The following is a 26,809-nucleotide window of genomic DNA, read 5'->3' as shown; positions in this document are numbered from 1 at the left end:
GGGTATAGCCAAGCGGTAAGGCAACGGATTTTGATTCCGTCATGCCTAGGTTCGAATCCTAGTACCCCAGCCATTTTTCGGGGCCTTAGCTCAGCTGGGAGAGCGCCTGCCTTGCACGCAGGAGGTCAGCGGTTCGATCCCGCTAGGCTCCATAACAAGCACTCGTTTCTTATGTATATAAGAAGTGGGTGTTTTTTTGTATAGGAGGGAAAGAAGATGAACTTGCAGAATAATGGGGTAACATTGCGGCCCTTAGTTCAAACAGATATCCACGTACTTTGGGAGACGTTTGAGCCCGAAGTGTACGCACACATGCTAACCCGAGTAGAACGCAAAGAACAGCTCGTAGGATGGCTCCAATATGCCATAAATCGAATGCAGACGCATGGAGACATGCTGATTTTTGGAGTCGTCGATGAAAGATCACAGCAACTCGTAGGAACGACTCGCTTATATGATATCGACAAACAGCATCGTTCCGCGGAAATCGGTGCCACGATTTACGCCACCTCTGCGCAAAGAACGCATATCAATACAACCTGCAAGTTTCTTCTCTTGTCCTACGCATTTGAAGAACTGAACCTTGTACGAGTCCAGATACGAACTGATGCAGAGAACGCAGCTTCACAGCGGGCTATTGAAAGAATTGGTTTTGTCAAAGAGGGGTATCTACGAAACGAGAAGGTTCGGAGCACAGGGAAACCACGGAATACGTATCTCTATTCCATGATTGATTCGGAATGGCCAGAAGCGAAAGAAAAGCTGATTGAAATGATGAATAAATATACGTGATTTTGCGCGGTTGAGCCATCGTTATGTAAGCAGTTACAATAGACATAACGAATTGAGGAGGCATAAAATCATGAATAAATTAGAGATGTCAATTATTGGTGTACCTATGGATTTTGGTCAAAATCGTCGCGGTGTGGATATGGGACCAAGTGCAATGCGTTATGCAGGCGCCATCCAACGTCTTGAAGCGTTAGGTCATGAAGTAAAAGATGAAGGCGATATTGCAATCGATCAGACAGCTACTGGTGATGAGACAAATACAAAGCTTCGCAATTTACCGGAAGTCATCGAAACAAGCACAAAGCTTGCAGATAAAGTGAGCGAAGTCCTTTCAAACAAACGATTCCCGCTAGTGCTTGGAGGCGACCACAGTATCGCTATTGGAACACTTGCAGGACTTGCTAAGAACTATGAGAACCTTGGTGTCATTTGGTACGATGCACACGCAGATATGAACACAGAAGAGACGTCACCATCAGGAAACATCCACGGAATGCCTCTTGCAGTAAGCATGGGTCTTGGTCATGACAAACTTGTAAACATTCACGGCTATGCTCCAAAAGTGAAACCAGAGAACATCGTTATCATTGGTGCTCGTTCGGTAGATCCAGGCGAGCGCGACTTGATTAAAGAAAAGGGCGTCAAAGTGTTTACGATGCACGAAATCGATAAATTAGGGATGACTGAGGTGATGAACCAAGCGATGTGGTACTTACGTGACCGCGAAGTCGATGGCGTTCACTTGTCATTAGATCTAGACGGATTAGATCCACTGTACACACCAGGGGTTGGGACACCAGTACCAGGTGGAATCAGCTACCGCGAAAGTCACTTGGCGATGGAGATGCTAGCTTCTTCAAATCTGATTACTTCTGCAGAGTTCGTTGAAGTGAACCCGATTTTAGATGAAAAGAATAAAACAGCTGACGTAGCAGTAGCCTTAATGGGTTCACTGTTCGGGGAAAGCTTAGTCTAATAGATTCAAAGTCCTCTTCTAATCAGAAGGGGACTTTTTTCATATGTAGGATGAATAATTTGTCCTCCTGAAAGCTCCTAAAATTTGTTATACTAAAAAGAGAGAAAAAAAGTGAAACCTTACGATACCTAAGACCGTATAGATTATAGAACCGCAGAGGCGGAGGGGAAATAGAGCATGGATGCAATCGTCAACAAGAGAATTAAGCAAGTATTGAACGGAAACCAAGATGCCTATACAGAAATCGTCGATTTGTACCAAGCGCGCTTGTATCAAGTGTGTTATCGTATGCTTGGCAACAAACACGAAGCCGAAGATATCACCCAAGAAGCTTTTTTACGTGCATTCATCAATTTGCATTCATTTGATCAAAAGCGAAAATTTTCTACTTGGATTTTTCGCATTGCAACGAATCTTTGTATCGATCGAATACGTAAAAAGAAACCAGACTATCATTTAGATGCCCAAGTACCGGGTACAGATGGTCTCGATATGTACTCACAGATTGCAGCTAGCGAAGAATTGCCTGTGGAACAGCTAGAGAAAATGGAGATGCAGGAGCGAATCCAGTATGAAATCAGCCGTCTCCCAGACAAGTACCGCTCGGTCATCGTGTTGAAGTACATGGAAGAATTGCCATTACAAGAAATTAGTGAAATTTTAGATCTCCCACTCGGTACCGTTAAAACACGGATCCACCGAGGGCGGGAAGCGCTCCGCAAACAGATGAGTCAGCTCCCGGTTACGGAGGTAGGAGGGAAACGATGATGGGTGCATGCCACGAGAACTATATTGAATTCATGCATGCCTATCTAGATGGAGACATTCAGCCAGAGCAGGAACAAGAGCTGAAGAACCATCTCAAGAGCTGTGAGGCATGTCAAGCACATATGCACGAACTAAGTGACGTTGTGGCTTTCATGAAGAGTGCCCAACCTGTCACAGCACCACCTGATTTGACAGCTAACATTATGGCGTCGTTACCAAAACGAAATGTAACGGCTGGTCCGCAAAGCTGGTTCCGCCGTTATCCTATAGTGACTGCTGCTGCCGTGTTCTTAGTCTTCATGAGTGCCATGTTCTTTGGGAACTTCTCAGATGATCAACAGTTCGCGTTTACAAAAGCAGACAATATTATCGTCGAAGGAGATACAGTCATTGTTCCTGAAGGCGAAGTGATTCAAGGAGACTTCATGGTCCGTAACGGAGATATTCGCGTAGATGGAGCCATTGAAGGCAATTTAACCGTGATCAATGGTCAGATACTGAATGAAAAAGAGATTGGCAACAATGAACCTCTTGCTTCGACCGCTGTTGTCACAGGGGAAATCGAAGAAATCGACCGTGTCTTTGATTGGTTATGGTTCAAAATCAAGTCTGGCTATCAAGGTCTTGAAGACTGGATTACAGGTGACGAAAAATCAGAATAGTAGTAGTGTAGACTCCCGTATCTCCTATGAGGTCCGGGAGTTTTTTCTATACATATCTATGGTATACTAGAGCCATATGCACTTAGGGAAAGTGGGGTGGCCACATGGACTTTTTGACGCAACTACAAAACAGTGAACCAATTGAATTGTTGATTACGATTCTCGATGTCCTGTTCGTGTGGTTTGTCATCTATAAATTGATTACCTTGATCCGCGGGACCAAAGCGGTTCAGTTGTTGAAAGGTATTTTTGTAATTATTGTGGCCCGTGTGATCACGGATGCCCTTGGAATGGAAACGCTCGGGTGGATGCTCGATCAGGTGATTCGATTCGGTTTTCTAGCCATCATCATTATTTTTCAGCCTGAGATTCGACGAGCACTTGAACAGCTGGGACGAGGGAAAATCTTCGCTCGCAGTACCTTGCAAGAGCAGGAGGAACAGAACCGCCTACTGGCAGCTATGTCGAAGTCGGTCAGCTATATGGCCAAACGTCGTATCGGAGCTTTGATTTCTATCGAGCGCGAGACGGGCTTGTCTGAATACATAGAGACCGGTATTCCGATGAATGCAACCATTTCATCAGAATTGATGATCAATCTGTTCATTCCGAATACGCCGCTACATGACGGAGCTGTCATTTTACAGAAAAATAAGATTGCGTCAGCAGCCTGTTACTTGCCGCTTTCAGAAAGTCCTTTCATCTCGAAAGAACTAGGTACTCGTCACCGAGCCGCCATCGGACTGAGTGAAGTGACGGATGCTGTGACCATCGTCGTCTCAGAGGAGACCGGAGCAGTCAGTATTACAGCAAATGGAGACTTGCACCGCAACTTGACGATGGAAGAGTTTGATGGGCATCTGAAGCGTCTATGGTTTGGTGAGGAGCAACAACAAGTGACAACTTCCAAATGGTTATGGAGGGGGCCAAAAAATGGATAAAATGATGGATAACCCATGGTTTCTACGCATTGTTTCCCTTTTGTTCGCCGTCCTGTTGTTTATCAGCGTACAAAATGAATTAGAAGGCAATGAAATCAATGCTGCAGGGACGAGTGTGGAAAGTATTCCAAATGTCCCCCTGCAGGTCTATTATGATGATGATAATTTGGTGGTGACGGGTGCACCCCAAACGGTCACTTTGAAAATCGAAGGACCAAGTAATTTAGTCTTGTCTGCTCAAACGATGCAAGATTACACCGTATTCATCGACTTGCGTGAATTGACTCTAGGTCAGCATGAAGTCGAGGTTCAATATGAAAATCTTCCAGAACGTCTCGAGGTTCGTACGGATCCGCAAACGGTAACGGTGAACATTGAAGAGCTCATCACGGAAGAGTTCACAGTAGAGCCAGATATGAACGAAAGATTGCTTGCTGACAATTATGTGGTAAAATCAACTAATGTTGAGCCGAACCGTGTATCTGTTACAGGTGCGCGTAGTGTGATCGAAGCCATCAGCTTCGTGAAAGCTACTGTCAGCGGGGAAGAGGGGCTCGATGAATCCTTTACCCAAGAAGCGCGAGTCCGTGTACTGGACCGTGAGTTGAATAAGTTAGATGTCATTGTCGAACCAGAAGTCGTCAATGTCACTGTAGAGATTGAACGATACAGTAAGGAAGTGCCGATTGTCATTGAACAAGAAGGCACTCCTCCGAATGGTGTGACCATCAATTCTGTTACCTCTACTGTTTCAAGCATTCGTGTGTACGGTACTCGAACTGCTGTAGATGCACTCGAAGCACTTGAAGTGAATGTGGATGTTTCAGAAATTCAAGAATCGGGAACCGTCGACATAGAATTAGATAAGCCAGAAGGCATTAGCCAATTCAATCAAGAGACCATCCCGGTTACATTTGATGTCACTGTCGAACAACCCGAGGCAGAACCAGAAGGCGAGGCCTCGAATGACGCAGCAGCAGTAGACCCGGAACAAGAAGACGAGACGACGACACGGACGTTTGAAAATGTGCCGATTGTCGTCGCAGGTTTGGCAGAACAGTGGAGCTCCACATTTGCCATCCCCAGTAATGGGGTCGTGAACCTTACAGCAACCGGCCCCGAATCGAAAGTCAACGATTTAACCGTATCGGATGTGCGCGTGAGTATTGATGCGAGTGCAATTTCAGCGGCAGGCGAGTATACGCTGCCTATCGCAATCGAAGGACCTGATACGGCAACATGGGTGGCAGAGCTTGACCAAGCAACAATCGTTGTAGAACAAGCGTAATGCTGCCATGAATTAAGGAGAGAATTAAGAATGGGAAAATATTTTGGTACAGATGGTGTTCGTGGAGTCGCGAATGAAGGATTGACTCCTGAATTTGCATTTCGTTTAGGACGAGTAGGCGGTTATGTGTTGACACAAGGCGCAACAGGTAAAGCAAAGGTCCTTGTAGGCCGTGATACTCGTATTTCAGGTCACATGCTGGAGTCTGCTCTTGTAGCAGGGCTTCTGTCAGTAGGTGTAGAGGTGATGACGCTTGGTGTCTTAAGCACACCAGGAGTGGCGTATTTGACGCGCGTAATGAGCGCAAACGCAGGTGTCATGATCTCAGCGTCTCACAATCCTGTAGAAGACAACGGAATCAAATTCTTCGGGTCAGATGGATTTAAACTTTCAGATGAGCAGGAGTACGAAATCGAAGCCATCCTGGATCAAGAGGAAGATACATTACCTCGTCCGACAGGTGGCGATGTAGGTGCCGTTTCAGATTACTTTGAAGGCGGACAGAAATACCTGCAGTTCTTGAAGCAGTCGGTCACAGAAAACTTCGTAGGGATCCATGTGGCACTTGACTGTGCACACGGAGCGACATCTACACATGCGACGCATATTTTCGCTGACTTGGATGCAGACATCTCAACAATGGGTGCTTCACCAAACGGCTTGAACATCAACGACGGTGTAGGATCTACACATCCTGAAACACTTGCTGCTTTTGTAAAAGAAAAAGGCGCAGACATCGGTCTTGCTTTTGATGGCGATGGCGACCGCGTCATTGCAATCGACGAAAAAGGAAATATCGTAGATGGTGACCAGATCATGTACATCTTGGCACGCTATCTTGTAAAAGAAGGCCGTTTGCACAAAGACACTGTCGTTTCGACTGTAATGAGTAACATGGGCTTCTACAAGGCACTTGAGCACCACGGCTTACAATCCGTCCAGACGGCTGTCGGTGACCGTTATGTAGTAGAAGAGATGAGAAACGGCGGCTACAACTTAGGTGGCGAGCAGTCAGGGCACATCATCTTCCTAGATTACAACACAACAGGTGACGGCTTGCTTACAGGTCTTCAACTGGTGAACATCATGAAAGCTACTGGCAAGAAATTGTCTGACTTAGCTGGTGAGATGAAAATCTTCCCGCAGAAGCTTGTGAACATCCGTGTAACGGATAAGCACGCCGTAACTGATAACGAAAAAGTTGCAGCTGTTATTTCGGAAGTCGAAAGCGAAATGAATGGCAACGGGCGCGTGCTCGTACGTCCTTCAGGGACAGAACCACTTGTTCGCGTCATGGTCGAAGCAGAATCACAAGAAGCATGTGAAAGCTACGTCAATCGCATCGCAGACGTCGTGCGTGCTGAGATGGGCTTGGATCAATAATGACTGGAACGTCCTCCTTCGGGGGGATGTTTTTTGTTTTTCTAGTAAGGTTTTTAGTAATTTGGGTTCCATAAAATCATTTGGGTCGCTAATTGACCCAACTCGGTCGTTAAGTCACTGATTACGGTCGCTAATGTAATCAGCCAACTTTAAAATCTCTTCATCCAAGAGCTCAATACATGCTGTTCGATACTTAAGTTCAATCTATACACTCAATCGATGACATGATACTCTATGCAAAAGGAGGTATTTATATAGAATTTTATTCCTATCAACAACCAATTTTCCCCTTAGAGATTTTCTACGCAAAGATTCCAAATCATAATCCCCAAAAAATCTATCTTCAAAATCAACTAAACAATATAAAGACAGGGCTTCGTGGCGAACTAAATGTACAACGCTATCTTGAAGAGTTTCAGTTCCCTGCAGATTCAGTAATTATTCACAACTTTCATTCGATGATCCATTCAAAATGGCATATACAAATTGACTATCTGCTTATTTCTCGCAAAGGCATTCTTCTTATTGAAGTCAAAAACATAGCTGGTCATATCGAATTCCAATCTAAGCCAAGACAAATTGTGAGAACTCTTGACAATGGTACTGTTCAAGCAATGGATTGTCCTTTTACACAACTTGAGCGAAATGTAATGGGCTTGAAGCAGCTCAACCTAAATATTCCTAACCTATCCACTCAAACATTAGTAGTTTGGGCGAATCGATCAAGTCGACTTTCAATTAATGAAATCCCAAAACCCCACACATTGATTATGATGAAATCAATTTCATTGTACTTAACCTCGTACTTTAAAGGCCCCAACACTTTAACTAGCAATGAAGTCTCTCATTTAAAAACAGCTCTATTAGAAAAGACGATAAAACAACGAAAAACGCCATTTTGTCAACAATATCAAGTGAATAAACTGGACATTCGTAAAGGGCTCTATTGCTCGCTGTGCCATAACCAATTAAAAAAACATATTAGGAGTTGGGTATGTCCGGAATGTAAAGTAGATGCGAGCGAACAGCTTTCAGCTAATATTCTGAGCTTATTCGACATCTTTGATAGCGAATTAAAAGTCGAAGTAATACACGAACACATCCCCGAACTTAGTGTTAAACAGATACGCTCTATTCTAAAGAAGCTTGGCATGCGAAATAGAGGGACGGGAAGAGGGAGGATTTATTTTAGAGAAGATTGAGGTTCCATAAAATCATTTGGGACACTGATCGACCCCACTCGGTCGTTAATTCACTGATTACGGTCACTGATTGACCCAATTCGGTCGCCAATCACAGTAACTCGGTCGCTAATGGCACAACCCCCAAGCGACCCAAGAACTTTCTAGTAAGTACTTCGCCATCCGAATGTTTAATTCTCCGCCAGAGTGGAATACATACAACGTACAAACATTTAGGAGGAGATACAATGGCAAAAGTAGCAACGTTAATCACCAACATGTTTGAAGACGTCGAATGGACAGAGCCGGCGAAAGCCTTGAAAGATGCAGGTCATGAAGTGATCACAATCGAGAAGGAAGCAGGCAAGACTGTGACTGGCAAGAAAGACAACACGGAAGTCACAATCGATAAATCCATCGATGACGTGAACGCAAGTGATTTTGATGCACTCTTACTGCCAGGCGGATTCTCACCTGACCAGCTACGTGCAGACGATCGTTTCGTCCACTTTACTAAAGAATTTATGGATGCGAAGAAACCTGTATTCGCGATTTGCCACGGACCGCAGCTATTAATCACAGCGAAAGCTTTAGAAGGCCGCGATGCAACAGGATTCAAATCGATTCAAACGGACATGGAATATGCAGGAGCGAAAGTACAGGACACAGAAGTTGTCGTGTGCCAGAACCAACTGGTAACAAGCCGTCAACCGGATGATATTCCAGCATTTAACCGTGAAATGTTGAAACTTCTAGAGAATTAGGACCCCCAAGACCTTTGGTGCCTAAGCACCAAAGGCTTTTTTCTGCATAAATTACAATTGACGAGACCCACTAAATTTTGTATGATATGGAGGTTATGCTGGGAAGCATAGGGAACACGCGCTAAAGGAGGAAAGTATGCGCACAAAGAAATCGGAAACAAGTTGAAGCGCCAGAGCTAAGGAAATCGGACGGACACAGTCCTTAGCAGACGAGGTGGAGGTTTATCGAGGATTCGGCGGATGCCTCCCGACCGCACTACGCCCGGTTGTTACTCTATTTGTAAACCTGCCAAGCGATTGGTAGACAGACCGAATAGAAGGCGAAACTATAAAGAAGCAGTGTCGAAAAGCGCCCGAAGCGACGCTTATTTTTGCATGACTTCATCAATCGGAGGATTTTTATTATGTGTGGAATTGTTGGATATATCGGCGAACGTGACGCCAAAGAAATTTTATTAAAAGGTCTTGAGAAATTAGAATACCGTGGCTACGATTCAGCAGGAATCGCAGTTCGTAACGAAGAAGGCATCACAGTCTTCAAAGAAAAAGGACGTATTGCAGATCTTCGTGAAGCAGTAATCGACGATGTGATGGGCAAAACAGGAATCGGTCATACACGCTGGGCAACACACGGTGTGCCGAACCAAGTAAACGCGCACCCTCACCAAAGTACAACAGAGCGTTTCACGCTAGTACACAACGGAGTTATCGAGAACTATCACCTACTTCAAAAAGAATACCTACCTGGTGTGACCATGAAGTCAGACACGGATACAGAAGTGATCGTACAGTTGATCGAGAAATTCGTAAACGACGGGTTAACTACAGCTGAAGCTTTCAGCAAAACTTTAGGTCTTCTTCACGGCTCATACGCAATCGCTCTTTTAGATGCTGAAGAAGCACAAACAATCTACGTTGCAAAAAACAAGAGCCCACTTTTAGTCGGCCTTGGAGAAGACTTCAACGTAGTCGCTTCAGACGCTATGGCGATGCTTCAAGTGACAGACACATACGTAGAGCTTCACGATCAAGAGATGGTTATCGTGAAAAAAGAATCAGTTGAAATTCAAAAGCTAGACGGCACTGTAGTAGAGCGCGACTCTTACAAAGCTGAGCTAGACATGAGCGACATCGAAAAGGGTACCTACCCACACTATATGTTAAAAGAAATCGACGAGCAGCCAGCTGTCATGCGTAAGATCATTCAAGCGTACCAGAACGACGCAGGCGAGCTTGCAATCGATTCAAATATCTTAGAAGCTATCAACGCTTCAGACCGCCTATACATCATCGCTGCAGGTACAAGCTACCACGCAGGTCTTGTAGGAAAAGAATACTTCGAGAAAATCGCGAAGAAGCCAGTAGAAGTGCACATCTCAAGTGAGTTTGGCTACAACATGCCAATCCTTTCTGAGAAGCCACTTTTCATCTTCATCTCACAATCAGGTGAAACAGCGGATTCTCGCCAAGTACTTGTAAAAATCAAAGAGATGGGCCACAAAGCTCTTACAGTAACAAACGTTCAAGGATCTACGCTTTCTCGTGAAGCAGACTTCACATTGTTACTTCATGCAGGTCCAGAAATCGCAGTAGCTTCAACAAAAGCTTACGTTGCACAAATCGCAGTTCTAGCAGTTGCAGCAACAGTTGCAGCGAAGCACGCTGGACACGATGTCGACTTCGACTTGATCCAAGAACTTGGAATCGTAGCCAACGCAGTTCAAGCTATGGTGGATTCAAAAGAGGAAATCGAAGCAATCGCAAAAGATTTCCTTGAAACAACTCGCAATGCATTCTTCATCGGACGTAACGTCGACTTCTTCGTAAGTCTTGAAGGCGCATTGAAACTAAAAGAGATTTCGTACATCCAAGCAGAAGGCTTTGCTGGAGGCGAATTGAAGCACGGTACCATCGCTCTAATCGAAGATGGTACACCAGTCTTCGCTCTAGTCACTCAAAAACCAGTAGCACTTAACATTCGCGGAAACGTAAAAGAAGTCGTGGCTCGTGGTGCGAAACCATGTATCATTGCAATGGAAGGGATGGAAGAAGACGGCGACACGCTTGTCCTTCCAAAAGTCCACAGCTTATTAACACCATTAGTATCTGTGATTCCACTTCAGTTGATCAGCTACTATGCAGCGCTTCACCGCGACTGTGATGTGGATAAGCCGCGAAACTTGGCGAAATCTGTAACAGTAGAATAGAAATTTCATGCCCCCTTTTGGATCCGTCCAGGAGGGGTTTTTTCATAGGAATTCCGTTGTATTATTTCGCCACAAAATTTTTGGTGCAAATTGTAAAAAAATTGCAACTATGAATATAAGAAGGAGGAGATTCCACATGTTTTCGGATGAACAGTTACAAGCAATGATTGATGGAAAGATTGTTGGGGAGAAGTTTCCTTACGATACAAATGACGAGCGTGAGATTGAAGCGCATATTCGGCGCTTGTTTCATCGGATTAATCGCATTCCGAATGTGGTGTGTGAGGCTGAGTGGAATCACTTTGGCAGTGGATACGCTTCGTTTGTGGAATTCTTTTGTTATCAAAAAGAGGATTTGATAGTGCTTGAGGAGAAACATGGTCATCGAGAAATCAAAATGAATGGTCTCATAGTAGATATTAGTCGTTTAGCATCTGTGGCCATCATGGGAGATGACGAGCAGTATAAGACTATTCATATCGAGTCGAATGAATATAGAGGCGGAGCCTATGGTTCTTTCCTCGGTGGTACAAAACTCATCGGGGTGAGCGAGAGATTCCAAACATTTGGAGAACAGCTGAAACAAGTTTTAGAGGAATTTGATTTTGAAGTAGTAGAACCTGAAGAGATGAATCAGCTTTTATCTTTTAAAACGAAGATTCCAACCATTTATCGCGAATCACGAGATTATACGGTGGCGGATGCTATTTTTTATTGGGAGGATTAATTCAATGAAAGCCTGCTGTTTAGTTTAGTGATCATAAAGAATCGGAACTTTTCATAGTCCTCCTCCGTATAAAAGGTAGAACCTACAAACAAGGGAAGGCGACAAAATGGATGTATTCGCGATGATGGCTTTTACATTCGCAACTACAGGCTTCGTAATTGGCATTATTAGATTCACACTTGCTACTCAGGCAAACGCAAAAATAGCGACAGTTGAAGCGCGATTGAATGAATTAGACAAAGTAGCGAAATCATAACAACACGATAGTTTTAACTAGATTCTATAAAAAAATCCAGACGAGATCACATCTCATCTGGATTTTATTGCGTTTGTATGAGAGGAATTGCAACAAGATGTGGAAGAATTGGCCGAATAAATTCCTCTGCAGAAAGAGACTGTGTACGTTTCCACTCCATCGAAGCGCCATATAAAGACCAACTAGTGATTGTGGCCAATAAACTAATAGTTTCTTTTGAAAGATAGTTTGCTTCAGCAGATAATAGACGGACAAGTACTACCTCAATCTGGTCTCGTATAATGCGTGCAATTGTGTCCTCATAGCCTCTGTGACAACGAGTTGAAAGAGACGCTTGAAAATCTGTGATAGCGCTGAATAGAGCTACTAATGTATCCCCATTCCAAGAAGTCACTTCAGGCATTTTCACAGAAAGGACTTCACTTAGGGATTTCTCCAACAAATCATAGATATCTTGAAAATGATAATAGAACGTTGCACGATTGATCTGTGCTTCTGTAGTAACATCCTTCACACTAATATCTTTGAATTCTTTCGTTTCCGATAAATGAATAAACGCATTCAGAATCAACTTCCGCGTTCTTACAACGCGAGGGTCAACTTTTAATTGCTCCATAGGGGACTCTCCTTTCCCGACAATTTTTCAAAAGTGTTGGATATCCAACAGAATCATACTACTGCTGGTTTTTGTTTACTTAAGTATGGCGTACACTTCACTTAGAAAGCAATTGAATCAACTTTTAAGGAGAGGATTAATAATGACAAACAAAACTATGATGTGTGACATGGAGACGGGCATTTGTGGAGAAGTAGAGGATTTTGGTATGGAGCTTATCGATTTAAAAAAACCTACAAAAAAAATAGATTTGTATTATGTGACAGATCCGATTTGCTCTCACTGTTGGGCGCTTGAACCTGTATTCCGTCGTTTCATGGAAACATACGGACATCATGTGAATTTGCACAAAGTGATGGGTGGATTATTAGAAAAGTGGCACGATGGTCCCATTGATCCGGCAAATGGGATTTATAACCCCGCAGATGTAGCAACGCATTGGAGAGAGGTAGGGGCTCATTCCCGCATGCCGATTGATGGAAGTCTTATGGTAGACAATCCTGTCCAATCCTCGTATCCTGCATCACGCGTATTTTTACAGATTCAAGAAATGCATGGATCTGAACTGGCAGTTGCTTTCTTGCGTAATGTAAGAGAAGCATTATTTGTAGGAAATTCTAACATTTCGGATGCTGTCGTTTTACAAAAGGTAGTAAGTGATTTGGGGATAAATGGAGAAGAGATGATGTATCTTGCTGAAACAGATGAAGCACAGAATAGATTAGAACAAGATTTTGCTTTGGCTAGAAGACTTGGTGCTAGAGGCTTCCCGTCACTGGTGTTTGTGAACGAAGAGGAGCAAGGTATAAAATTAAGTGGTGTTCGAACATTTGAAATTTACAAGGAAGCCCTAGAACGTGTATTAGGAGAGAAACCAGAACCACAAAATCCAAAGCCTTTAGAAAATTTACTTGTGAAAGATCAATTTCTTTTTGCACGCGAGATAGAGGAGGTTTATTCACTAACAAAAGAAAGGGCTGAATCTACTATAAATGAGTTGGATAGTGCTCAATTCGAGAAAAAAGAATTTCTTGGTGAAGTATATGTGACAAGAAAATAAGCATTGATTTGTAAAAAGCCAGAAGACGACAAAGTCTCCTGGCTTTAATCTGGATACTAAGCAGACTTTTGTTTTGAAAACCGAATCGCTGTCCACATCAACGTGATGATCAAAAACAACTCAAACGCATTCGTTGCTGCATCACTCCCGATATTGAAAGGAACTGCGCTTCCAATAGTCATGACGACGGTTCCGATGAGCATCCACCACCACTTTCTCTTCCAAACAAGAACAATCGAGGCAATCAGTAAGAATACAAGAACAATCAAGATCATAGGAGGCGGCCCTGAAGACGCTTCAGAAGCAGCATAGCTTAATACGCCATACGATTCTTGAACAGATAGCTCAAGGCCTCTTAATTCCACGAAATATTCCACTACAGTAGCAGCAATCCAGCCTACCACAAATATGACTGTGACCCATATTTTTGAAGCGAATTCAATCGACGCATCTCGTAAGATGAAAAGCGAAAATAAGATCAATGTCGGTGTCAAAAGAGCATGAATCCAGAAACGAGCATAGTTCAGTGTTTCAAGGAGTGCACCTTCTCCAATCAAGTGACTGACTGCCAAAATCAAATTATCATAAATCAGTCCAAGCACTGTCAAGAGTATAACGGTGGAAGCGGTCTTTCCTAGTTTTCTTACCCCCCATATGAAAATGCCAATATAGGCAAGAGTGAATAATCCGAATAGTAAAGGATCCATCCAATCCCTCCTTTTATGTAGTTAATCAATGTATACCCTACAGAGAGTCTATGTATCCATGGAAAGTAGCCATTCACAAAACTCCAGTTCTTGTGAAACTTATGAAGTGATTTTTCTGTATAATGAAAGGAATTGGAAATTTGATTTTCGGGAGGAAACAAAATGAACTGGATTGCTTGGGCCATCATTTTGTGTGAAATCGGCTTCTGGGTCCTGATTGGACTCGGGCTGGTCACGCGATATATGTTGAAGAAAAAACGACTTGGCTTAATACTACTAGCAATGACGCCTGTAGTAGATTTGATTTTATTGATCGTGACTGCGACCGATTTGTACCGAGGAGCGACGGCTACGATTCCGCATGCGCTCGCTGCTGTCTATATCGGGATCTCACTTGCGTTTGGGAAGAGTATGATTGAATGGGCAGACAAAGCCTTTCAGTTTTACGTCTTAAAAGAGGGGGACCGTCCAGCAAAGTACACAGGTTTCAATCATTCGAAAAATTATTTGAAGGGTTGGGGACGTCATGCGCTGGCCTATCTAATAGGGGGAGGATTGTTGTTTGGAACTATCTTGTTCATTGATGACACCTCGCGAACAGAAGCGTTATGGAATGTGCTACGAATATGGACACTCGTCCTTGGCGTGGATCTGCTCATCACAATTTCTTATTTTATTTGGCCACGTAAGGCAAGAAATAATAACGCAGCATGAAATGTGGAGGTGAGAGAATGATTCGAAAGCTAGCATCACACGATAGAATTCCCATGGAGCTACTCCTCTTAGCTGATCCGTCTGAATTCCAAATTAAAAAGTATCTTTCAGATGGTGACTGTTACCTAGCTGAATTTGAAAGTGAATTCATAGGAGTTTATATCTTGAAGGAATTGAATGCACAGAGTTGCGAGCTTATGAACGTGGCTGTTGCTGAGGCTTGGCAAGGAAAGGGCATAGGAAAGCAATTGATTCTCCATGCAATCGAAACAGCGAAGGGGTATGGGTATCAGACTGTTCACATCGCCACTGGAAACTCAAGCATTGGTCAGCTAGCCCTCTATCAAAAATGTGGATTTCGAATGGTCGGAATTGAAGCCGATTACTTCACGGTTCATTACCCGGAACCGATTTTTGAAAATGGTATCCAGTGCCGAGATAAAATTTTACTAAAACTGAAGTTGAAAGGACTAACTGACCATGAAGAAAGAAGAACTACTAAAACAAGCCCTTCAGCTTCGAAGTGAAAAAAAGCTAGAAGAGTCTAACTCACTTATGAAAAATCTTGCGGAACAGTTCCCACAAGACGCTTAAATCCAGTACCAGTGCGCATGGAGCTACGACGTCCTTGGTGAAGAAGCCAAGGCGGTTCCTCATTATGAAGCAGCACTCAAAGGAAACCTAGAGCTAGATGACTTGAAAAGTGCCTATCTTGGACTTGGCAGTACATACCGAGCGCTCGGAGATTATCAAAACTCAAAACGAGTATTTGAAGAGGGCATGAAGAGATTTCCGAACCAACAAGCTCTAAAAACGTTTTATGCACTAACGCTCTACAATTTGGGCGAAGCACATGATGCGGTAGAGCTTCTTTTGAAGACCTTGCTAGATACCACTAATGATCAAGAAATTCAAAGTTACGGCAAGGCACTGGCATTTTATGCGGATCACTTAGATGAGACGTGGAACTAAATTATTACTCGTAGCCGCCCTTAATGGGCGGCAACTCTTTGTATTCAGGCTTTTCTTCGACAATCTCGCGAATGGTCTTCTCAAGCTGCAAGAACTTTTTTTCGAGTTGATTGGAAGGGCAGAGGGTTGTGTAGTGAAACGATTTTGTCTCTCCATTCATCACGATTTTCCATCTAGAGACTGGTTCGGGTTCGGATCTGCAAGAGCCATCAACTTCTAGTTCGACTTCCATTATCTCCATGGCCATCATGTGTTGGTAGATGGTCTCCATTTCGTCCTGTTCAAGAGAAATGGAAGTTTCAATGGTTCCATCTAACACCAGATCTTTCTTAACGGTATCTGAAAACGTATCAATTTCTTGAAGACCTTGAAACCCGTAATTCAGCTTGAAGTTAAAATCCTCTGGCATGGGAGGAATAGACTCTTCAGAGGCTGGGGTATCACAACCAACCAGACTTGCACACATGAGCAACAATAGTAGATATCTCATACAAATCCTCCTTTTAATCAGTGGACGGAGATTGAAAACCTGATCACTCGTATCCGCCTGATGCCTCAGGTAACTCTTTATATTCTGGCTTTTCTTCAATCATCTTGTGAATGGTTTTTTCTAGCTCAAATAATTCGATTTCAAGCTGGCTGGTCTCGGATAAAGTATTGTAGTAAAAAGAATTTGTTGTTCCGTTCATTTCGATATGCCATTTAGAAATCGCATCCAATTCGCCATTACCAGAACTATCGTCCTGAAGTTCAATTTCCATGATGTCTAAAGCCATCATTTGTTTATAGATAGATTCCATCTCCTCTTTTTGTAACGAAATGGAAGCTTCAACCGTCCCATACTCTACCAGGTCTTTGAGGACTCTATCGTTAAAAGTGTCAATTTCCTGTATGCTATTAACCCCGTATTTCAGCTTAAAATTAAAGTCCTCGGGCATGGGAGGAATCGGCTCTTTAGAGTCCGAACTGGCGCATCCAACAAGATTAATACAGATGAGCACGAAAAGTATGTATTTCATAAAGAACCCCCTTTTACATCACATAGACGGGTTGGATGGGAAAAAGTTACAGTGAGGAGAATGAGGATGAGACGAAACTATTTGGCAGTAGCAGGTATGTTGGTGTTCTTAACAGGGTGCGGGGAACAGGAATCTGCTAATCCCACACTGCTTAAAGTCGACAAGCAAACAGGCGAACAACCAGTTCGTGTAGTAGTAGATTATAAAAAAGTCACAAATCGGGATAAGTTCGAGGACTTCCTGACAGGTGGAGAAACGAAAGAATTGATGATTATCAGAAACACTATTGAAGGCGATCCGATTTATAGAACGCTGAAACGAACCGACGAAGGAATCGAATATACATTAGACACAACGGAAGATGCCTATGGTAGCAAGGAAATCATTACGTCTACTTGCCAAGAGATAGTGAAGGAAAGAGAAGGTGAGTTTGATACGTACACGTTGACAGGATGCGATGGGAAAGAGGAAGAGCGCTACGTGATTGAGCTGTTCACAGATACGGAGGAATGAGAGATGGAAGAATTCATCCCAAGAATTGATAAAGCTGCGCGCCATATTCAAGCGTCACCTGAAAGACTGTTTGGAGCCTGTATGGACCCAGAACAGTTTATCAAGTGGCTGCCACCTGAAGGAATGACGGGTGTGATAGAGGAGTTTCATCCCCATGAAGGTGGAACGTTCCGAATTCGATTGACTTACACTGTGACTGATGCGGATTATGGTAAATCAGGAGAGCATACTGACATCTCTACAGGACGGTTTATAGAAATTGTTCCTCCTGAACGATTCGTTCAGACAGTGGTCTTTCAATCTGATGATCCTCAGTATGCAGGTGAGATGAGACAAACTTGGACGTTTGAGTCTCAAGGTGATGGGACCCTTGTGAGCGTTCGTTCTGAACATGTTCCACCAGGAATTCGACAAGAAGATCACTTGATTGGGATGAATTCTACTCTTGAAAACTTGGAGAAGTATGTAGAGAATAAAGACTAACGAAGAACAGTGAAAAGAGCTCAACTCGGAGCTCTTTTTATTTTTTGAAAAAAGTAAAACTATTTAACAAACCATTACGAATATACAACTGAGGCCTCGAAAGTGATGTGAAGCAAGTGAATCAAGAAAAACGATGGATCCGGCGTATTCAAAAGTCGGGTAATGAAGACAGCGCCAATCAACTTGTGCAGCTGTATTATAGAGAAATCTTTGCATTCGTTTACAAACAAGTGCTGGATGAGCAAGAAGCGCTCGACCTGACGCAGGAAGTGTTTATTCGCATGCTTCAATCGATTGGACAGTTTGACGCAAAGAAAGCCGGTTTCCGTACCTGGCTCTACCGAATCGCGACCAATCACTGCATCGACTATTTCCGTTCGAAACGCTACAAAACAGCGCGTGCTACGGAGTACATAGAAGACGAAGAATTTGAGGGTGCTGATGACATCTTGAAAGACGTGTCCGAAAAAGAAGAGATGCAAGAATTGCAGGCGACACTTGCCCTGTGCGATGAAGATTCGCAAGCCATCGTCCGGTACAAATTATTCTTGGACAAATCTTTCCGAGAGATTGCACTAGAAATGTGCGTGGCAGAATCAACAGTCAAAACAAAGTATTACAAAGCCATTCGCTTGCTGCGAAAAGAAATGGAGGAGAGACGACATGACTACTGATCCTTGGAATATTCCGTATCCATCTGACGACGAGATTGAGCGACAGGCTAGCCTTATTGTGAAAGCGGCTTATCAAGAAAAGCGCTCCTTTTTTGAGCAAGTTCAAGAGGTGAAGGACCGAATGGGCTGGTTGTATTTGATGCCGAATCGTAGTGAATGGATCATGACGCTCCTCATCGTAGCAGCAATGGGTTTTATGATTTACAATTTGGTGTCGCACAGCAAGGAGCTTTCTCACACGATCTATAATTTTGCGTTCTTTACATCCCCCTTCCCCATACTGGTGCTCGCGCTCTATTCGCTTTATGAAAAGCGGGAGAAACAAGTGATGGAGCTGGAGATGACGTTGAAGACAACTATCTTTCAAATCATTGCCTTGCGAATGATTAGTTTTAGCGGCATTGCGCTTGTCGTTTCGATTACGGTATCTGCTAGTTTGGCAATAAACTTTGAATTGTCATTTCTTCGCATGTGGCTGATTTCACTTGCAGGCCTGTTCACATTCACGTCGCTCCTATTAGCTGCGCTATCAAAAGGAGAGGTGTGGAAGAACTCATGGGGCGTTTCGATTGCTTGGGTTGTGATCAATTTTAGTTGGATGTTAGCTCTACCGGAAAGCTATAACCAGGTCATTTTTGAACTGCCTTTAGTGATCTACGCACTGATTCTCCTACTCGCATTTTCGGTCAGCTGTTACACATTTACTCGCACGTTTTCTAGAAAGCAGGAGGGACTGGGATTATGTTGACGTTACAAAATATCGGTAAGGACTACGGAAAATTCACTGCCTTAAAAGAGCTGAACCTTCAGTTCGAAAATGGAGTCTACGGGCTTCTCGCTCCAAATGGTGCGGGAAAGACGACCTTGATTCAGATGCTCGTGACACTCGTCAAACCGACTAGTGGAGAGATCCTCTATGATGGGAAACCAATTCTTTCAATGGGAGAGGCGTACCGTGAGAAAATCGGCTATCTGCCTCAGCACTTCGGGTACTACAAGCATTATTCACCTCGCAAGTATTTGCGCTATATTGCGGCACTCAAAGGGATTGAAAAATCAGTAGTAGAAAAAAGGATTGATGAGGTACTAGACCTTGTGGCGCTTCAAGAAGTGAAAGACAAGAAGATGCGAAAATTCTCAGGAGGGATGATTCAGCGAATAGGGATTGCGCAAGCCATTCTGGCGCATCCGAAGGTCCTCATCTTAGATGAACCGACAGCTGGTCTTGATCCTAAGGAGAGGGCTCGCTTCCGACATTTGCTCTCGGATTTGGCACGGGACCGGATTGTATTGATTTCTACTCACATCGTTTCGGATATTGAATCTATTGCCAATGAGATTGTCATGATCCGGAATCAAACTCTCTTATATAAAGGGAGCATCCCTACCATCTGCAAGAGTCTTGACGGCATGATATATGAAGTCACGATGCCTTTTGAAGACTTTTCGGTATTTCGGAAAAATTACCTGACGCTAGAGGAGAAACAAGAACAGGGCAACATGATGGTCCGTTTTTATTCGGAGGAAGAACCGAAAGCAGAGTGGACTGCTGTTACGCCAGAATTAGAAGATGTCTTTTTGGTCAGTTACGCTAATGAAAGTACGAAGGGGTAACGCCATGAGAATCACTTGGTATGAAATGAAGAAGGCGTTGACCTCACCGATTGTGTTGATTTTATTTGTCGCGTTTCTTGGATTCAATGGTTTTCAAATTCTCTCTCAATCGCATGCAAAAGAGGAAATCAACGCAGTCAATGACTTGATAGCTACCTATGGTCGAACAATTACTGACGAGAGTCTATCTAAATTGCTAAACGACTTGAATGAAGATGCCGAACAACTTGGTGGACAGGATGGTGCAGAGTCCTTTCTGAATGAGCTGACGTACGAGCGCTATGAAGCGTTTTCTCAAACTGAGAAGGAACAAGTGGACCGGCTGGAGCTCTTTTATACGTATTACATAAAGGGACGCGATGTTGAGGAACGGTACAAGGGAATTCACATGGACGAGCTTCGAAGTGAGTTCCTTGTTTCGGTAAAAGAAAGCAGTAGATTTGAGAAATTCATGAGCCAAGAGTTTACAAACTGGGAAGAACGGTACGAAGAAATCGTAGCGACTGAAGAATACAAAGAGTGGTTCTTCTTAGGAGAGTACAAGATGCATAGCGAGATGTACCGATCCCTGTTGAAGAACGCAGCGCTGCAGAGTGTGATTCTTATCGTTTTAATGACTGCTCTTGTTACGAACTATGAAGTGGAGCAGCGGACGCAGCTCTTGCTTTACACGACTCAAAAAGGCCGCTTTTTAATGCGAAACAAATTTGCAGCGAGTCTTTTGCTTGCTACACTCACCTTCTTTATGCTTTTGATTCCTAGTTTCATCCTTTACTTTACAATTTATGATTTTTCTGAAGTGTGGCAGACAGTGGTCAGTAGCGGGCTCAATTGGGAGTACAAACTTCCTTATATCACGTGGTGGGAGCTTGAAGTCTGGCAATTTTTCTTGCTGGCTATAGCGGTGGAATGGGGAGTTGTGATCCTCATCGCAGTACTGGGGTTCTTTTTGAGCTTGTGGATCAAAAATACGTACTTCACTTGGATTCTCTCGATGGCAGTATTGATTGGATTGTTTCTACTTCCTTCAGTATTCAATGCCTATCCAGCCCTACAATTTGTCACTTTACTCAATGTGACAACACTTTTACTTAACCCTCATATGTACTTTTCAGGAGGGATTACGCTCACTAGGGTTCAGTATTTTGAAGTATGGAGTCTCCTGATTGGATTTGCAGTCGCCACAATCCTTTCAATACTTTCTTACCGACGCTTTATGAAAAAGGATGTGGTATAGATGCAGTTGTTTTGGTTAGAATTCAAAAAGATTTTTTCATGGAAGCTTCTCCTTCTACTTGGAGTAGTGAATTTTCTACTGTTCAACTTATTGTTGAGTTTCCATCTGGAGCATTTTCCAAATGGACGACCTCAAACAGATGTTTTTGCTATCGAACAAAAGTTGATTCCTTTGTACGGAGCAGAAATTAGTGAAGAAGAGTTACAAGAAATTAAAAGTATGTATGAAGACCGCGTGAAAATCGCAGACGAGCTTGTAGCAAATGATCCTGAAGCCGAAGAATTAAATCTTGCGAACTATGAAGATCTTGTCGCCTATAACGATGCGCAAGAAGGTCTTTCCGAGTACTTTGACCAGTTACTCTACGGTAAGGGAGAGCAGATTTTGTGGGAACTTCAAGGCTGGGAGGGCTTGATTGAGAACTACGAGTTTCAAGCAGATTCTTTAGCAGCTCAAGTCGCTCAAAATACAGGTGCACAGAAAGAGTATTTTCAAAATCGCATAGATAACGAGGTGTACAGTTTCTATTCAGATACTGTCACCATGAATTTTAAAGACTACAAGACGAATATGGCGATTATTATCTGGATCAATGTAGCCATTCTGTTATCGCTTGTTTATTTCCGTGATACACGAGCGAAACTGGTTCCCCTTCAATACAGTTCTCAACACGGCAGAAATGTTTACCGGACAAAGTGGTGGGCAAGTCTTGCTGCAACAACTACCTTAGTAGTGACATTAGTGGCAGTTTATATGGCTCTTTATTGGACGAACGGGACGGCGAGCCATTTGCAACTACCTTTATCGTCATTCGGTTGGTACGATCATTGGTATGACATGACGTTTCTTCAGTACATGCTGTTATCCATCGGCCTGATTGTGTTGTTCGCCTTTGGAGTGGCTGTTCTATCACTAAGCTTATCTACCATCGCGCCAAATGCCGTGGTATTAATTGGTACGCAAATCTTGTTGTTCTTCGTGATGATTGCAGGGGTTTCTACATATCTGATTCGGGATATGATTCTTTTATGGAACGCTCCACTTTTAACGCCGCTAGCTACAAGTTTGTTCGTAGTGGTCATCATCGTTTTAGCTTGGCTTATCTGGAAACGAGAAATAAAACGAGATTTTATGAATTAAAAAAACCAGGACATCTCATGACGAGTTGTCCTGGTTTTGTGTTATTCAGGAAGGATAACTTTATCCCCAATGTTGTCCCCAGTAGTCATGTCTCGAACTTGCACGGCTAGTTCTTTATCCACAAAAGAAGCCCCAGAGAAAGAGAAGATTCCGCTACCGTCGTCTTCATGAGACGCCATGTCCCATGAGTAGACGTTTCCTTCAGCATCCACTAACTGAATATCTAATGCGGTGCCTTCTGACGAACCGCTGAAGTAAAGAGTTGTCGAAATCGGTGTTCGAACGACTTTATCGATGACAAAACTTCCTTCATCAGATGTCGGAACCGTGATAGCGGGTGTACTAACAATGGTTTCTTCTTGAACAGCCAATTGGTTCGCCGTCACATCGAATGTCCATGCTTCAAAAAGCTTTACACCGTCAATTGGATCAGACTCGCTATCCGTTAGCAAGCGCTCATAGACCACCTCAAGATTTAGTTCAGAAGAATCGAGAGGAGCAGCTAAGGTAACCTCGCTATAGACCGTGAACATCGAGGAGTTCTGTTCAATAGACTGTGCACTTGTATTCACTACCTCTACTTTCTGTCCATCGATATAGATATCCGGTACCACTTGATACTTATGCGAATACTCAAAGTCATCCGCTTTGATTAAAGTCGAGCTTATCAACAGTTTGTCATAATCCACAATCACTTCGTTCAACGTTAATTCGCCGTTAGCAGTAGTGGCGGTGATGCCAATCGGATTTTTGTAAGCTGTGAAATCTTGCTCCTCGCCAGGGATCCAGTCTTCAAGAAGACCTGCAACTAGTGGCATGTTGGCGATGGTCGGGCTCGTGATGACGATGGCGCTCAAGGCGATACCGGCAACGGATGCTGCAATGAAGCCACCACGTTTTTTAGCTGGGGATAACTTTGTATGAATCGTTTTTGCGATGCGTTTCTTTTCGAGTTTTGTCAGTGGTTCTTGGTTTTGTGAAGTGATGTCTGCTTCGATATCGTTAAAGTCGCTATAAAGGCTCATTGCGATCCCTCTTCCTGTTGAAAGTATGTGCGTAACTTTTTGCGGCTCCGTGAGAGCTTGTTGTGAATCCAAGATTCTTTGGCTTCGTACTCGGTTGCGAGTTCTCGGGCTGATGATCCTTCAAAGTAGTAGCGTTTGAAGATGCGCTGTTCCTGTGGGGAAAGCTGTTCGAGCACTTCTTGCCAGTTGATCGACTGCGTCGCTGTTGCTGGCACTTGATCAGACAGCTCATCTTGCTGCCCAGCTCGTTGCAGTTTTCGTAAACGGTCGATAGCTTTGAATTTGGCGATGACCGCTAACCAGTTCTTGAGTGAGTTGCGTTGCGGGTCGAAGTCGTCGATATGGTACCAAGCGGCAATGACGATGTCAGCCACACATTCTTCGATTTCTTGGGGGTGGCCCCCGATGTACTTCGTTACGATGTGTTTCAGTAACCCACCATATTGATCTAGGACAAGCGAGATGCCCTGTTCTTTCTGGTTCTTCAGTTGATTGATGATGTGCTGTTCCATAGTTCACCTCGTTGTTGAGACGCTTTTTTCGCGAAAAATCCGTTCACTGATACATTCGAGCTGTTCGTTTAAATCTATCACATGCCACTAACTAAATTTGAAATTTATTTTTTAGATGGGATAGTAAATACAGACTATATATGTAAATATAAAGAAAATGAGTGTGTGGGAGGAAATAGTATAGCTAAACAAACCCCAAGGATTGTCTCAGTATCAAGCGAACTCGATGCGTGAGGCAATCCCTGGGGTTGTGTTATAACTTAATTTAGTTGCTTCAACTCAATCACACGAATTGCCACCCGCTCCACAAAGGTACGGTCGTGCTCAATGAACAGTACAGTAGGTTGGAAGGTTTTGATCATCTTCTCAATCTGTTGCTGGTTGTAGACATCCAAATAGTTCAATGGTTCATCCCATAAGTAGAGCTCTGCTGGTGTCCCGAGAGACTTGGCGAGCTCAACTTTTTTCTTTTGTCCTTCGCTCATCTCTTCAATCGGGACGTGGAACACATCTCGTGTGAATCCCAGTATGCGCAGGTTGTTTAGGAACAACGTATAGTCGAGATTGTTGGCTTCTGCGAACTGTTGCAAAGTACCTGAGTGCCTTGCGGTTTGTGAGACATGACTTGTAGAGACACCTTGAGGCATCAAGACTTCACCTTCTACGACTAATTCTGCTGCGCCAATTTGTAGGTAATTCATGAGCGTCGTCTTGCCGGAACCGTTTGGCCCCACAATGGCGAGTTGTTCCCCTTGATACAATTCGAAGGAAATCGGTTCAAACAAGACTTTGTCTCCATAAGAGAGCGTTAGGTTCTTCACACGCATCACCGGATTTCTGTGGCTGGTGACTGGCGTGATGGTCAAGTCATCGATTTTCTCAATATTTTTGAGTAAGCTCTTTTTTTCCTCAATCTTAGCGTTCGTGCGTCTTTCAATCGCTTTGCCTCGCTTCATCATCCGCTTAGCAATCGCATTTCCGAACGGATCATTGCCAGATGGCTTTTCGCGTTCCAATCCCCAGTCAACTTTTTCACGAGCAGATTTTTCAATGCGAGCAATTTCTGATTTCAGCGCACGGTTTTGATCCAGCTCGAACTGGTCTTGACGTTGCTTTTGCGATTCGTACGTAGAAAAATTCCCTTGATAGAGCTTTACTTGGCTCCGTTCTATGACTAATGTATGGTCGGTCACACGGTCAAGGAACTGCCGGTCGTGACTGACAACGATATAGCCTTTCTTTTTCTCGAGATACGAGGCTAGCTGCTCTCGTCCGGAGATATCCAAGTGGTTGGTCGGCTCATCGAGCAAAGCGAAACGGCTCTCTTCACAGAACAGCGCGGCGAGCATTACGCGCGTTTGCTCGCCTCCAGAAAGAGACGCGAACGGTTGCCATAAGATTGTTTTATCCATTCCAAGCAATTGACATTCTCGTTCTAGCTGCCACTGCTCGACTGGCATCACTTCATCGAGGGCAAGAAAAGCCGGATAGTCGGAATTCCGTATAGCGAGAGGGAAGTAGACAAATTCTAAATTGGTACGAATCTCTCCTTCATACTCAAGCTCTTGCATCAACAACTTGAGCAAGGTGGACTTGCCACGGCCATTGCGTCCCACGAGTCCAAGCCGCCAGTCATCGTTCAGGGTGAGGGAGACGTCCTCAAATAAAGGCGCATCCAAAACATCATAAGTAAATGTTAGATTTGTAAGTTCAATCGGCATACATAATACCTCCAATACGGGTGAGTTGTATGTATACGCAGTTTCGACCAAAAAAATCCTCCCGCCGAAATGGCAGAAGGACAGTATGGCAACATAAATAAGCTTTACAGATCGTAAAGGGTTATAAATGGTCAGACTCATCCTATTTTGTCGTAAAAATGCGTATACATTTTGACGTATAAAATAGAATTAAGAAATCATCGACCATCCATCATCCCTTCTTGTGAGTTAAGATGAGTATAAAAGAACTTACAAAAATTTTCAAATGAATTTTAATTTTTATGGGAAATTAATGTTGTTCAACATCTGATGAAAATCGTTTCAAATGAGCGATAGTTTGAAAATGAAGACCCTCATGAAAAGCTACTCGCATCAGGACATCTCCGATGGTTGTATAGCCTTCGTATTTTGTAGGAGCGTACACTTTGTCCAGACGATCTCCATATCGTTCCTCCAAGTTCTCTACTTGAGAAATCAATAATTTTTTTAATTCCTCAAAACTTGGAGTTTCCTCAGTAAAGTCATTAGGTGTAGTTCCGTATCCAAACCAAGAGTTCCACTTGGTGATTGTTTCTTCGGCCTCACCGGTCAAACTAAAGATCCACAAATAAGCATCAACATACATATGTCCCAGATTCCAGCGAATGTTATTTCGAAACTCTTTAGGAATATGTTCAGCTTGTTCCTGTGTAACATCGGCAAGGCTTCCAAGTAAATATTCTCGGTAGATTTTTAAAGACTTAATAGGTCGTGAGAGTTCCATGAGTCACCTCAAATTATTTATGATTTGTAATCGATTATACAGGAAATTCTTTTTTGAATGGGATAGTAATGGAAAGTATACAATTCAAAATAGA

Annotated in this window: 31 protein-coding genes and 1 tRNA gene; 24 read left to right on the top strand and 8 right to left on the bottom strand. The window is 43.4% G+C overall.

Going from position 1 to position 26,809, the window contains the following annotated elements; translation table 11 throughout:
- Window positions 1–79 precede the first annotated feature (79 nt).
- From CQS04_RS12440 to CQS04_RS13855, 13 genes are all read left to right on the top strand, one after another.
- Window positions 80–152: transfer RNA gene (locus CQS04_RS12440), tRNA-Ala, on the top strand.
- Between the two features lie 64 nt (window positions 153–216).
- On the top strand, window positions 217–792 hold the full coding sequence (locus tag CQS04_RS12435) for a GNAT family N-acetyltransferase (RefSeq protein WP_100354440.1): 576 nt from the start codon (window positions 217–219) through the stop codon (window positions 790–792).
- Window positions 793–862: 70 nt separating this feature from the next.
- Window positions 863–1,768 (top strand): arginase, encoded by a 906-nt coding sequence (rocF, locus tag CQS04_RS12430; RefSeq protein ID WP_100354439.1) that lies wholly within the window; start codon window positions 863–865, stop codon window positions 1,766–1,768.
- Between the two features lie 177 nt (window positions 1,769–1,945).
- Window positions 1,946–2,536 carry an RNA polymerase sigma factor SigW gene (gene sigW / locus CQS04_RS12425; RefSeq protein ID WP_094943897.1) on the top strand — a complete coding sequence of 197 codons (591 nt, stop codon included), beginning with the start codon at window positions 1,946–1,948 and terminating at the stop codon, window positions 2,534–2,536.
- Window positions 2,536–3,198: a zf-HC2 domain-containing protein gene (locus CQS04_RS12420; RefSeq protein ID WP_100354451.1), complete on the top strand. Its 663-nt coding sequence runs from the start codon at window positions 2,536–2,538 to the stop codon at window positions 3,196–3,198. Before sigW ends, CQS04_RS12420 begins: the two co-directional genes overlap by 1 nt.
- A gap of 104 nt (window positions 3,199–3,302) precedes the next feature.
- Window positions 3,303–4,139, top strand: a complete 837-nt coding sequence (gene cdaA / locus CQS04_RS12415; protein ID WP_100354438.1) for a diadenylate cyclase CdaA — start codon at window positions 3,303–3,305, stop codon at window positions 4,137–4,139.
- On the top strand, window positions 4,132–5,427 hold the full coding sequence (locus CQS04_RS12410) for a CdaR family protein (RefSeq protein ID WP_100354437.1): 1,296 nt from the start codon (window positions 4,132–4,134) through the stop codon (window positions 5,425–5,427). Before cdaA ends, CQS04_RS12410 begins: the two co-directional genes overlap by 8 nt.
- A gap of 30 nt (window positions 5,428–5,457) precedes the next feature.
- A complete protein-coding gene (glmM, locus tag CQS04_RS12405) occupies window positions 5,458–6,810 on the top strand; it encodes a phosphoglucosamine mutase (protein WP_100354436.1) in 1,353 nt (450 codons plus the stop codon).
- Between the two features lie 224 nt (window positions 6,811–7,034).
- Window positions 7,035–8,012: a nuclease-related domain-containing protein gene (locus CQS04_RS12400; protein ID WP_100354435.1), complete on the top strand. Its 978-nt coding sequence runs from the start codon at window positions 7,035–7,037 to the stop codon at window positions 8,010–8,012.
- A gap of 227 nt (window positions 8,013–8,239) precedes the next feature.
- A complete protein-coding gene (locus CQS04_RS12395; protein ID WP_094943906.1) occupies window positions 8,240–8,755 on the top strand; it encodes a type 1 glutamine amidotransferase domain-containing protein in 516 nt (171 codons plus the stop codon).
- Between the two features lie 404 nt (window positions 8,756–9,159).
- Window positions 9,160–10,962, top strand: coding sequence for a glutamine--fructose-6-phosphate transaminase (isomerizing) (gene glmS, locus CQS04_RS12390; protein WP_100354434.1), 1,803 nt, complete (start codon window positions 9,160–9,162; stop codon window positions 10,960–10,962).
- Window positions 10,963–11,098: 136 nt separating this feature from the next.
- Window positions 11,099–11,689, top strand: a complete 591-nt coding sequence (locus CQS04_RS12385) for a hypothetical protein (protein WP_100354433.1) — start codon at window positions 11,099–11,101, stop codon at window positions 11,687–11,689.
- Window positions 11,690–11,795: 106 nt separating this feature from the next.
- Window positions 11,796–11,945, top strand: a complete 150-nt coding sequence (locus CQS04_RS13855) for a hypothetical protein (protein ID WP_165775542.1) — start codon at window positions 11,796–11,798, stop codon at window positions 11,943–11,945.
- Window positions 11,946–12,009: 64 nt separating this feature from the next.
- Here the strand turns inward: CQS04_RS13855 and CQS04_RS12380 are convergent, their stop codons facing one another.
- Entirely contained in the window at window positions 12,010–12,561 is a 552-nt protein-coding gene (locus CQS04_RS12380) for a TetR family transcriptional regulator (protein ID WP_100354432.1), read from the bottom strand.
- A 142-nt stretch (window positions 12,562–12,703) separates the two neighbouring features.
- Here CQS04_RS12380 and CQS04_RS12375 point away from each other — a divergent pair, with 142 nt between their 5' ends.
- Entirely contained in the window at window positions 12,704–13,621 is a 918-nt protein-coding gene (locus CQS04_RS12375) for a DsbA family protein (RefSeq protein WP_100354431.1), read from the top strand.
- Between the two features lie 56 nt (window positions 13,622–13,677).
- Here the strand turns inward: CQS04_RS12375 and CQS04_RS12370 are convergent, their stop codons facing one another.
- Entirely contained in the window at window positions 13,678–14,328 is a 651-nt protein-coding gene (locus CQS04_RS12370) for a phospholipid phosphatase (RefSeq protein WP_100354430.1), read from the bottom strand.
- A gap of 162 nt (window positions 14,329–14,490) precedes the next feature.
- Between CQS04_RS12370 and CQS04_RS12365 the strand changes: the two genes are divergently transcribed.
- The 3 genes from CQS04_RS12365 (at window position 14,491) to CQS04_RS12355 (ending at window position 16,014) form a co-directional block, all read left to right on the top strand.
- Window positions 14,491–15,042 carry a hypothetical protein gene (locus CQS04_RS12365; protein ID WP_100354429.1) on the top strand — a complete coding sequence of 184 codons (552 nt, stop codon included), beginning with the start codon at window positions 14,491–14,493 and terminating at the stop codon, window positions 15,040–15,042.
- Between the two features lie 17 nt (window positions 15,043–15,059).
- Window positions 15,060–15,569 (top strand): GNAT family N-acetyltransferase, encoded by a 510-nt coding sequence (locus tag CQS04_RS12360; protein ID WP_100354428.1) that lies wholly within the window; start codon window positions 15,060–15,062, stop codon window positions 15,567–15,569.
- A gap of 67 nt (window positions 15,570–15,636) precedes the next feature.
- On the top strand, window positions 15,637–16,014 hold the full coding sequence (locus CQS04_RS12355; RefSeq protein WP_342745782.1) for a tetratricopeptide repeat protein: 378 nt from the start codon (window positions 15,637–15,639) through the stop codon (window positions 16,012–16,014).
- A gap of 4 nt (window positions 16,015–16,018) precedes the next feature.
- Here CQS04_RS12355 and CQS04_RS12350 read toward each other — a convergent pair whose 3' ends face one another.
- Together CQS04_RS12350 and CQS04_RS12345 are read right to left on the bottom strand one after the other, a co-directional pair.
- Window positions 16,019–16,504: a hypothetical protein gene (locus tag CQS04_RS12350; protein ID WP_100354427.1), complete on the bottom strand. Its 486-nt coding sequence runs from the start codon at window positions 16,502–16,504 to the stop codon at window positions 16,019–16,021.
- A gap of 43 nt (window positions 16,505–16,547) precedes the next feature.
- Window positions 16,548–17,033: a hypothetical protein gene (locus tag CQS04_RS12345; protein ID WP_100354426.1), complete on the bottom strand. Its 486-nt coding sequence runs from the start codon at window positions 17,031–17,033 to the stop codon at window positions 16,548–16,550.
- A gap of 66 nt (window positions 17,034–17,099) precedes the next feature.
- Here CQS04_RS12345 and CQS04_RS12340 point away from each other — a divergent pair, with 66 nt between their 5' ends.
- The 7 genes from CQS04_RS12340 to CQS04_RS12310 all read left to right on the top strand — a co-directional run bounded on the left by CQS04_RS12340 (window position 17,100) and on the right by CQS04_RS12310 (window position 22,694).
- Entirely contained in the window at window positions 17,100–17,546 is a 447-nt protein-coding gene (locus CQS04_RS12340; RefSeq protein ID WP_165775541.1) for a DUF4362 domain-containing protein, read from the top strand.
- A 3-nt stretch (window positions 17,547–17,549) separates the two neighbouring features.
- Entirely contained in the window at window positions 17,550–18,029 is a 480-nt protein-coding gene (locus tag CQS04_RS12335; protein WP_100354424.1) for an SRPBCC domain-containing protein, read from the top strand.
- Between the two features lie 116 nt (window positions 18,030–18,145).
- Window positions 18,146–18,703, top strand: a complete 558-nt coding sequence (locus CQS04_RS12330; protein ID WP_165775540.1) for an RNA polymerase sigma factor — start codon at window positions 18,146–18,148, stop codon at window positions 18,701–18,703.
- A complete protein-coding gene (locus CQS04_RS12325; protein ID WP_100354422.1) occupies window positions 18,693–19,451 on the top strand; it encodes a hypothetical protein in 759 nt (252 codons plus the stop codon). The genes CQS04_RS12330 and CQS04_RS12325 overlap by 11 nt, the downstream gene beginning before the upstream one ends.
- Window positions 19,445–20,317, top strand: coding sequence for an ABC transporter ATP-binding protein (locus tag CQS04_RS12320; protein ID WP_100354421.1), 873 nt, complete (start codon window positions 19,445–19,447; stop codon window positions 20,315–20,317). The genes CQS04_RS12325 and CQS04_RS12320 overlap by 7 nt, the downstream gene beginning before the upstream one ends.
- Before the next feature lie 4 nt (window positions 20,318–20,321).
- Window positions 20,322–21,554 (top strand): hypothetical protein, encoded by a 1,233-nt coding sequence (locus tag CQS04_RS12315; protein ID WP_100354420.1) that lies wholly within the window; start codon window positions 20,322–20,324, stop codon window positions 21,552–21,554.
- Window positions 21,555–22,694, top strand: a complete 1,140-nt coding sequence (locus CQS04_RS12310; RefSeq protein WP_100354419.1) for a hypothetical protein — start codon at window positions 21,555–21,557, stop codon at window positions 22,692–22,694.
- Window positions 22,695–22,735: 41 nt separating this feature from the next.
- Here the strand turns inward: CQS04_RS12310 and CQS04_RS12305 are convergent, their stop codons facing one another.
- The 4 genes from CQS04_RS12305 to CQS04_RS12290 all read right to left on the bottom strand — a co-directional run bounded on the left by CQS04_RS12305 (window position 22,736) and on the right by CQS04_RS12290 (window position 26,715).
- Window positions 22,736–23,719 carry a DUF4179 domain-containing protein gene (locus tag CQS04_RS12305; RefSeq protein WP_100354418.1) on the bottom strand — a complete coding sequence of 328 codons (984 nt, stop codon included), beginning with the start codon at window positions 23,717–23,719 and terminating at the stop codon, window positions 22,736–22,738.
- Window positions 23,716–24,231 (bottom strand): sigma-70 family RNA polymerase sigma factor, encoded by a 516-nt coding sequence (locus CQS04_RS12300; RefSeq protein WP_100354417.1) that lies wholly within the window; start codon window positions 24,229–24,231, stop codon window positions 23,716–23,718. The genes CQS04_RS12305 and CQS04_RS12300 overlap by 4 nt, the downstream gene beginning before the upstream one ends.
- 260 nt (window positions 24,232–24,491) lie before the next feature.
- On the bottom strand, window positions 24,492–25,952 hold the full coding sequence (gene abc-f, locus CQS04_RS12295) for a ribosomal protection-like ABC-F family protein (RefSeq protein ID WP_100354416.1): 1,461 nt from the start codon (window positions 25,950–25,952) through the stop codon (window positions 24,492–24,494).
- A gap of 289 nt (window positions 25,953–26,241) precedes the next feature.
- A complete protein-coding gene (locus tag CQS04_RS12290) occupies window positions 26,242–26,715 on the bottom strand; it encodes a DinB family protein (protein ID WP_100354415.1) in 474 nt (157 codons plus the stop codon).
- Window positions 26,716–26,809 lie beyond the last annotated feature (94 nt).

It is taken from the genome of Chryseomicrobium excrementi (assembly GCF_002798305.1).
GTDB classification, from domain to species: Bacteria; Bacillota; Bacilli; order Bacillales_A; family Planococcaceae; genus Chryseomicrobium; species Chryseomicrobium excrementi.
This window is presented reverse-complemented; position numbering and strand designations above follow the sequence as displayed.

Coding starts and splice junctions, on each gene's coding strand:
- CQS04_RS12435 (WP_100354440.1), top strand. CDS start 217: ATGAACTTGCAGAATAATGGGGTAACATTGCGGCCCTTAGTTCAAACA.
- rocF (WP_100354439.1), top strand. CDS start 863: ATGAATAAATTAGAGATGTCAATTATTGGTGTACCTATGGATTTTGGT.
- sigW (WP_094943897.1), top strand. CDS start 1,946: ATGGATGCAATCGTCAACAAGAGAATTAAGCAAGTATTGAACGGAAAC.
- CQS04_RS12420 (WP_100354451.1), top strand. CDS start 2,536: ATGGGTGCATGCCACGAGAACTATATTGAATTCATGCATGCCTATCTA.
- cdaA (WP_100354438.1), top strand. CDS start 3,303: ATGGACTTTTTGACGCAACTACAAAACAGTGAACCAATTGAATTGTTG.
- CQS04_RS12410 (WP_100354437.1), top strand. CDS start 4,132: ATGGATAAAATGATGGATAACCCATGGTTTCTACGCATTGTTTCCCTT.
- glmM (WP_100354436.1), top strand. CDS start 5,458: ATGGGAAAATATTTTGGTACAGATGGTGTTCGTGGAGTCGCGAATGAA.
- CQS04_RS12400 (WP_100354435.1), top strand. CDS start 7,035: ATGATACTCTATGCAAAAGGAGGTATTTATATAGAATTTTATTCCTAT.
- CQS04_RS12395 (WP_094943906.1), top strand. CDS start 8,240: ATGGCAAAAGTAGCAACGTTAATCACCAACATGTTTGAAGACGTCGAA.
- glmS (WP_100354434.1), top strand. CDS start 9,160: ATGTGTGGAATTGTTGGATATATCGGCGAACGTGACGCCAAAGAAATT.
- CQS04_RS12385 (WP_100354433.1), top strand. CDS start 11,099: ATGTTTTCGGATGAACAGTTACAAGCAATGATTGATGGAAAGATTGTT.
- CQS04_RS13855 (WP_165775542.1), top strand. CDS start 11,796: ATGGATGTATTCGCGATGATGGCTTTTACATTCGCAACTACAGGCTTC.
- CQS04_RS12380 (WP_100354432.1), bottom strand. CDS start 12,561: ATGGAGCAATTAAAAGTTGACCCTCGCGTTGTAAGAACGCGGAAGTTG.
- CQS04_RS12375 (WP_100354431.1), top strand. CDS start 12,704: ATGACAAACAAAACTATGATGTGTGACATGGAGACGGGCATTTGTGGA.
- CQS04_RS12370 (WP_100354430.1), bottom strand. CDS start 14,328: ATGGATCCTTTACTATTCGGATTATTCACTCTTGCCTATATTGGCATT.
- CQS04_RS12365 (WP_100354429.1), top strand. CDS start 14,491: ATGAACTGGATTGCTTGGGCCATCATTTTGTGTGAAATCGGCTTCTGG.
- CQS04_RS12360 (WP_100354428.1), top strand. CDS start 15,060: ATGATTCGAAAGCTAGCATCACACGATAGAATTCCCATGGAGCTACTC.
- CQS04_RS12350 (WP_100354427.1), bottom strand. CDS start 16,504: ATGAGATATCTACTATTGTTGCTCATGTGTGCAAGTCTGGTTGGTTGT.
- CQS04_RS12345 (WP_100354426.1), bottom strand. CDS start 17,033: ATGAAATACATACTTTTCGTGCTCATCTGTATTAATCTTGTTGGATGC.
- CQS04_RS12340 (WP_165775541.1), top strand. CDS start 17,100: ATGAGACGAAACTATTTGGCAGTAGCAGGTATGTTGGTGTTCTTAACA.
- CQS04_RS12335 (WP_100354424.1), top strand. CDS start 17,550: ATGGAAGAATTCATCCCAAGAATTGATAAAGCTGCGCGCCATATTCAA.
- CQS04_RS12325 (WP_100354422.1), top strand. CDS start 18,693: ATGACTACTGATCCTTGGAATATTCCGTATCCATCTGACGACGAGATT.
- CQS04_RS12320 (WP_100354421.1), top strand. CDS start 19,445: ATGTTGACGTTACAAAATATCGGTAAGGACTACGGAAAATTCACTGCC.
- CQS04_RS12315 (WP_100354420.1), top strand. CDS start 20,322: ATGAGAATCACTTGGTATGAAATGAAGAAGGCGTTGACCTCACCGATT.
- CQS04_RS12310 (WP_100354419.1), top strand. CDS start 21,555: ATGCAGTTGTTTTGGTTAGAATTCAAAAAGATTTTTTCATGGAAGCTT.
- CQS04_RS12305 (WP_100354418.1), bottom strand. CDS start 23,719: ATGAGCCTTTATAGCGACTTTAACGATATCGAAGCAGACATCACTTCA.
- CQS04_RS12300 (WP_100354417.1), bottom strand. CDS start 24,231: ATGGAACAGCACATCATCAATCAACTGAAGAACCAGAAAGAACAGGGC.
- abc-f (WP_100354416.1), bottom strand. CDS start 25,952: ATGCCGATTGAACTTACAAATCTAACATTTACTTATGATGTTTTGGAT.
- CQS04_RS12290 (WP_100354415.1), bottom strand. CDS start 26,715: ATGGAACTCTCACGACCTATTAAGTCTTTAAAAATCTACCGAGAATAT.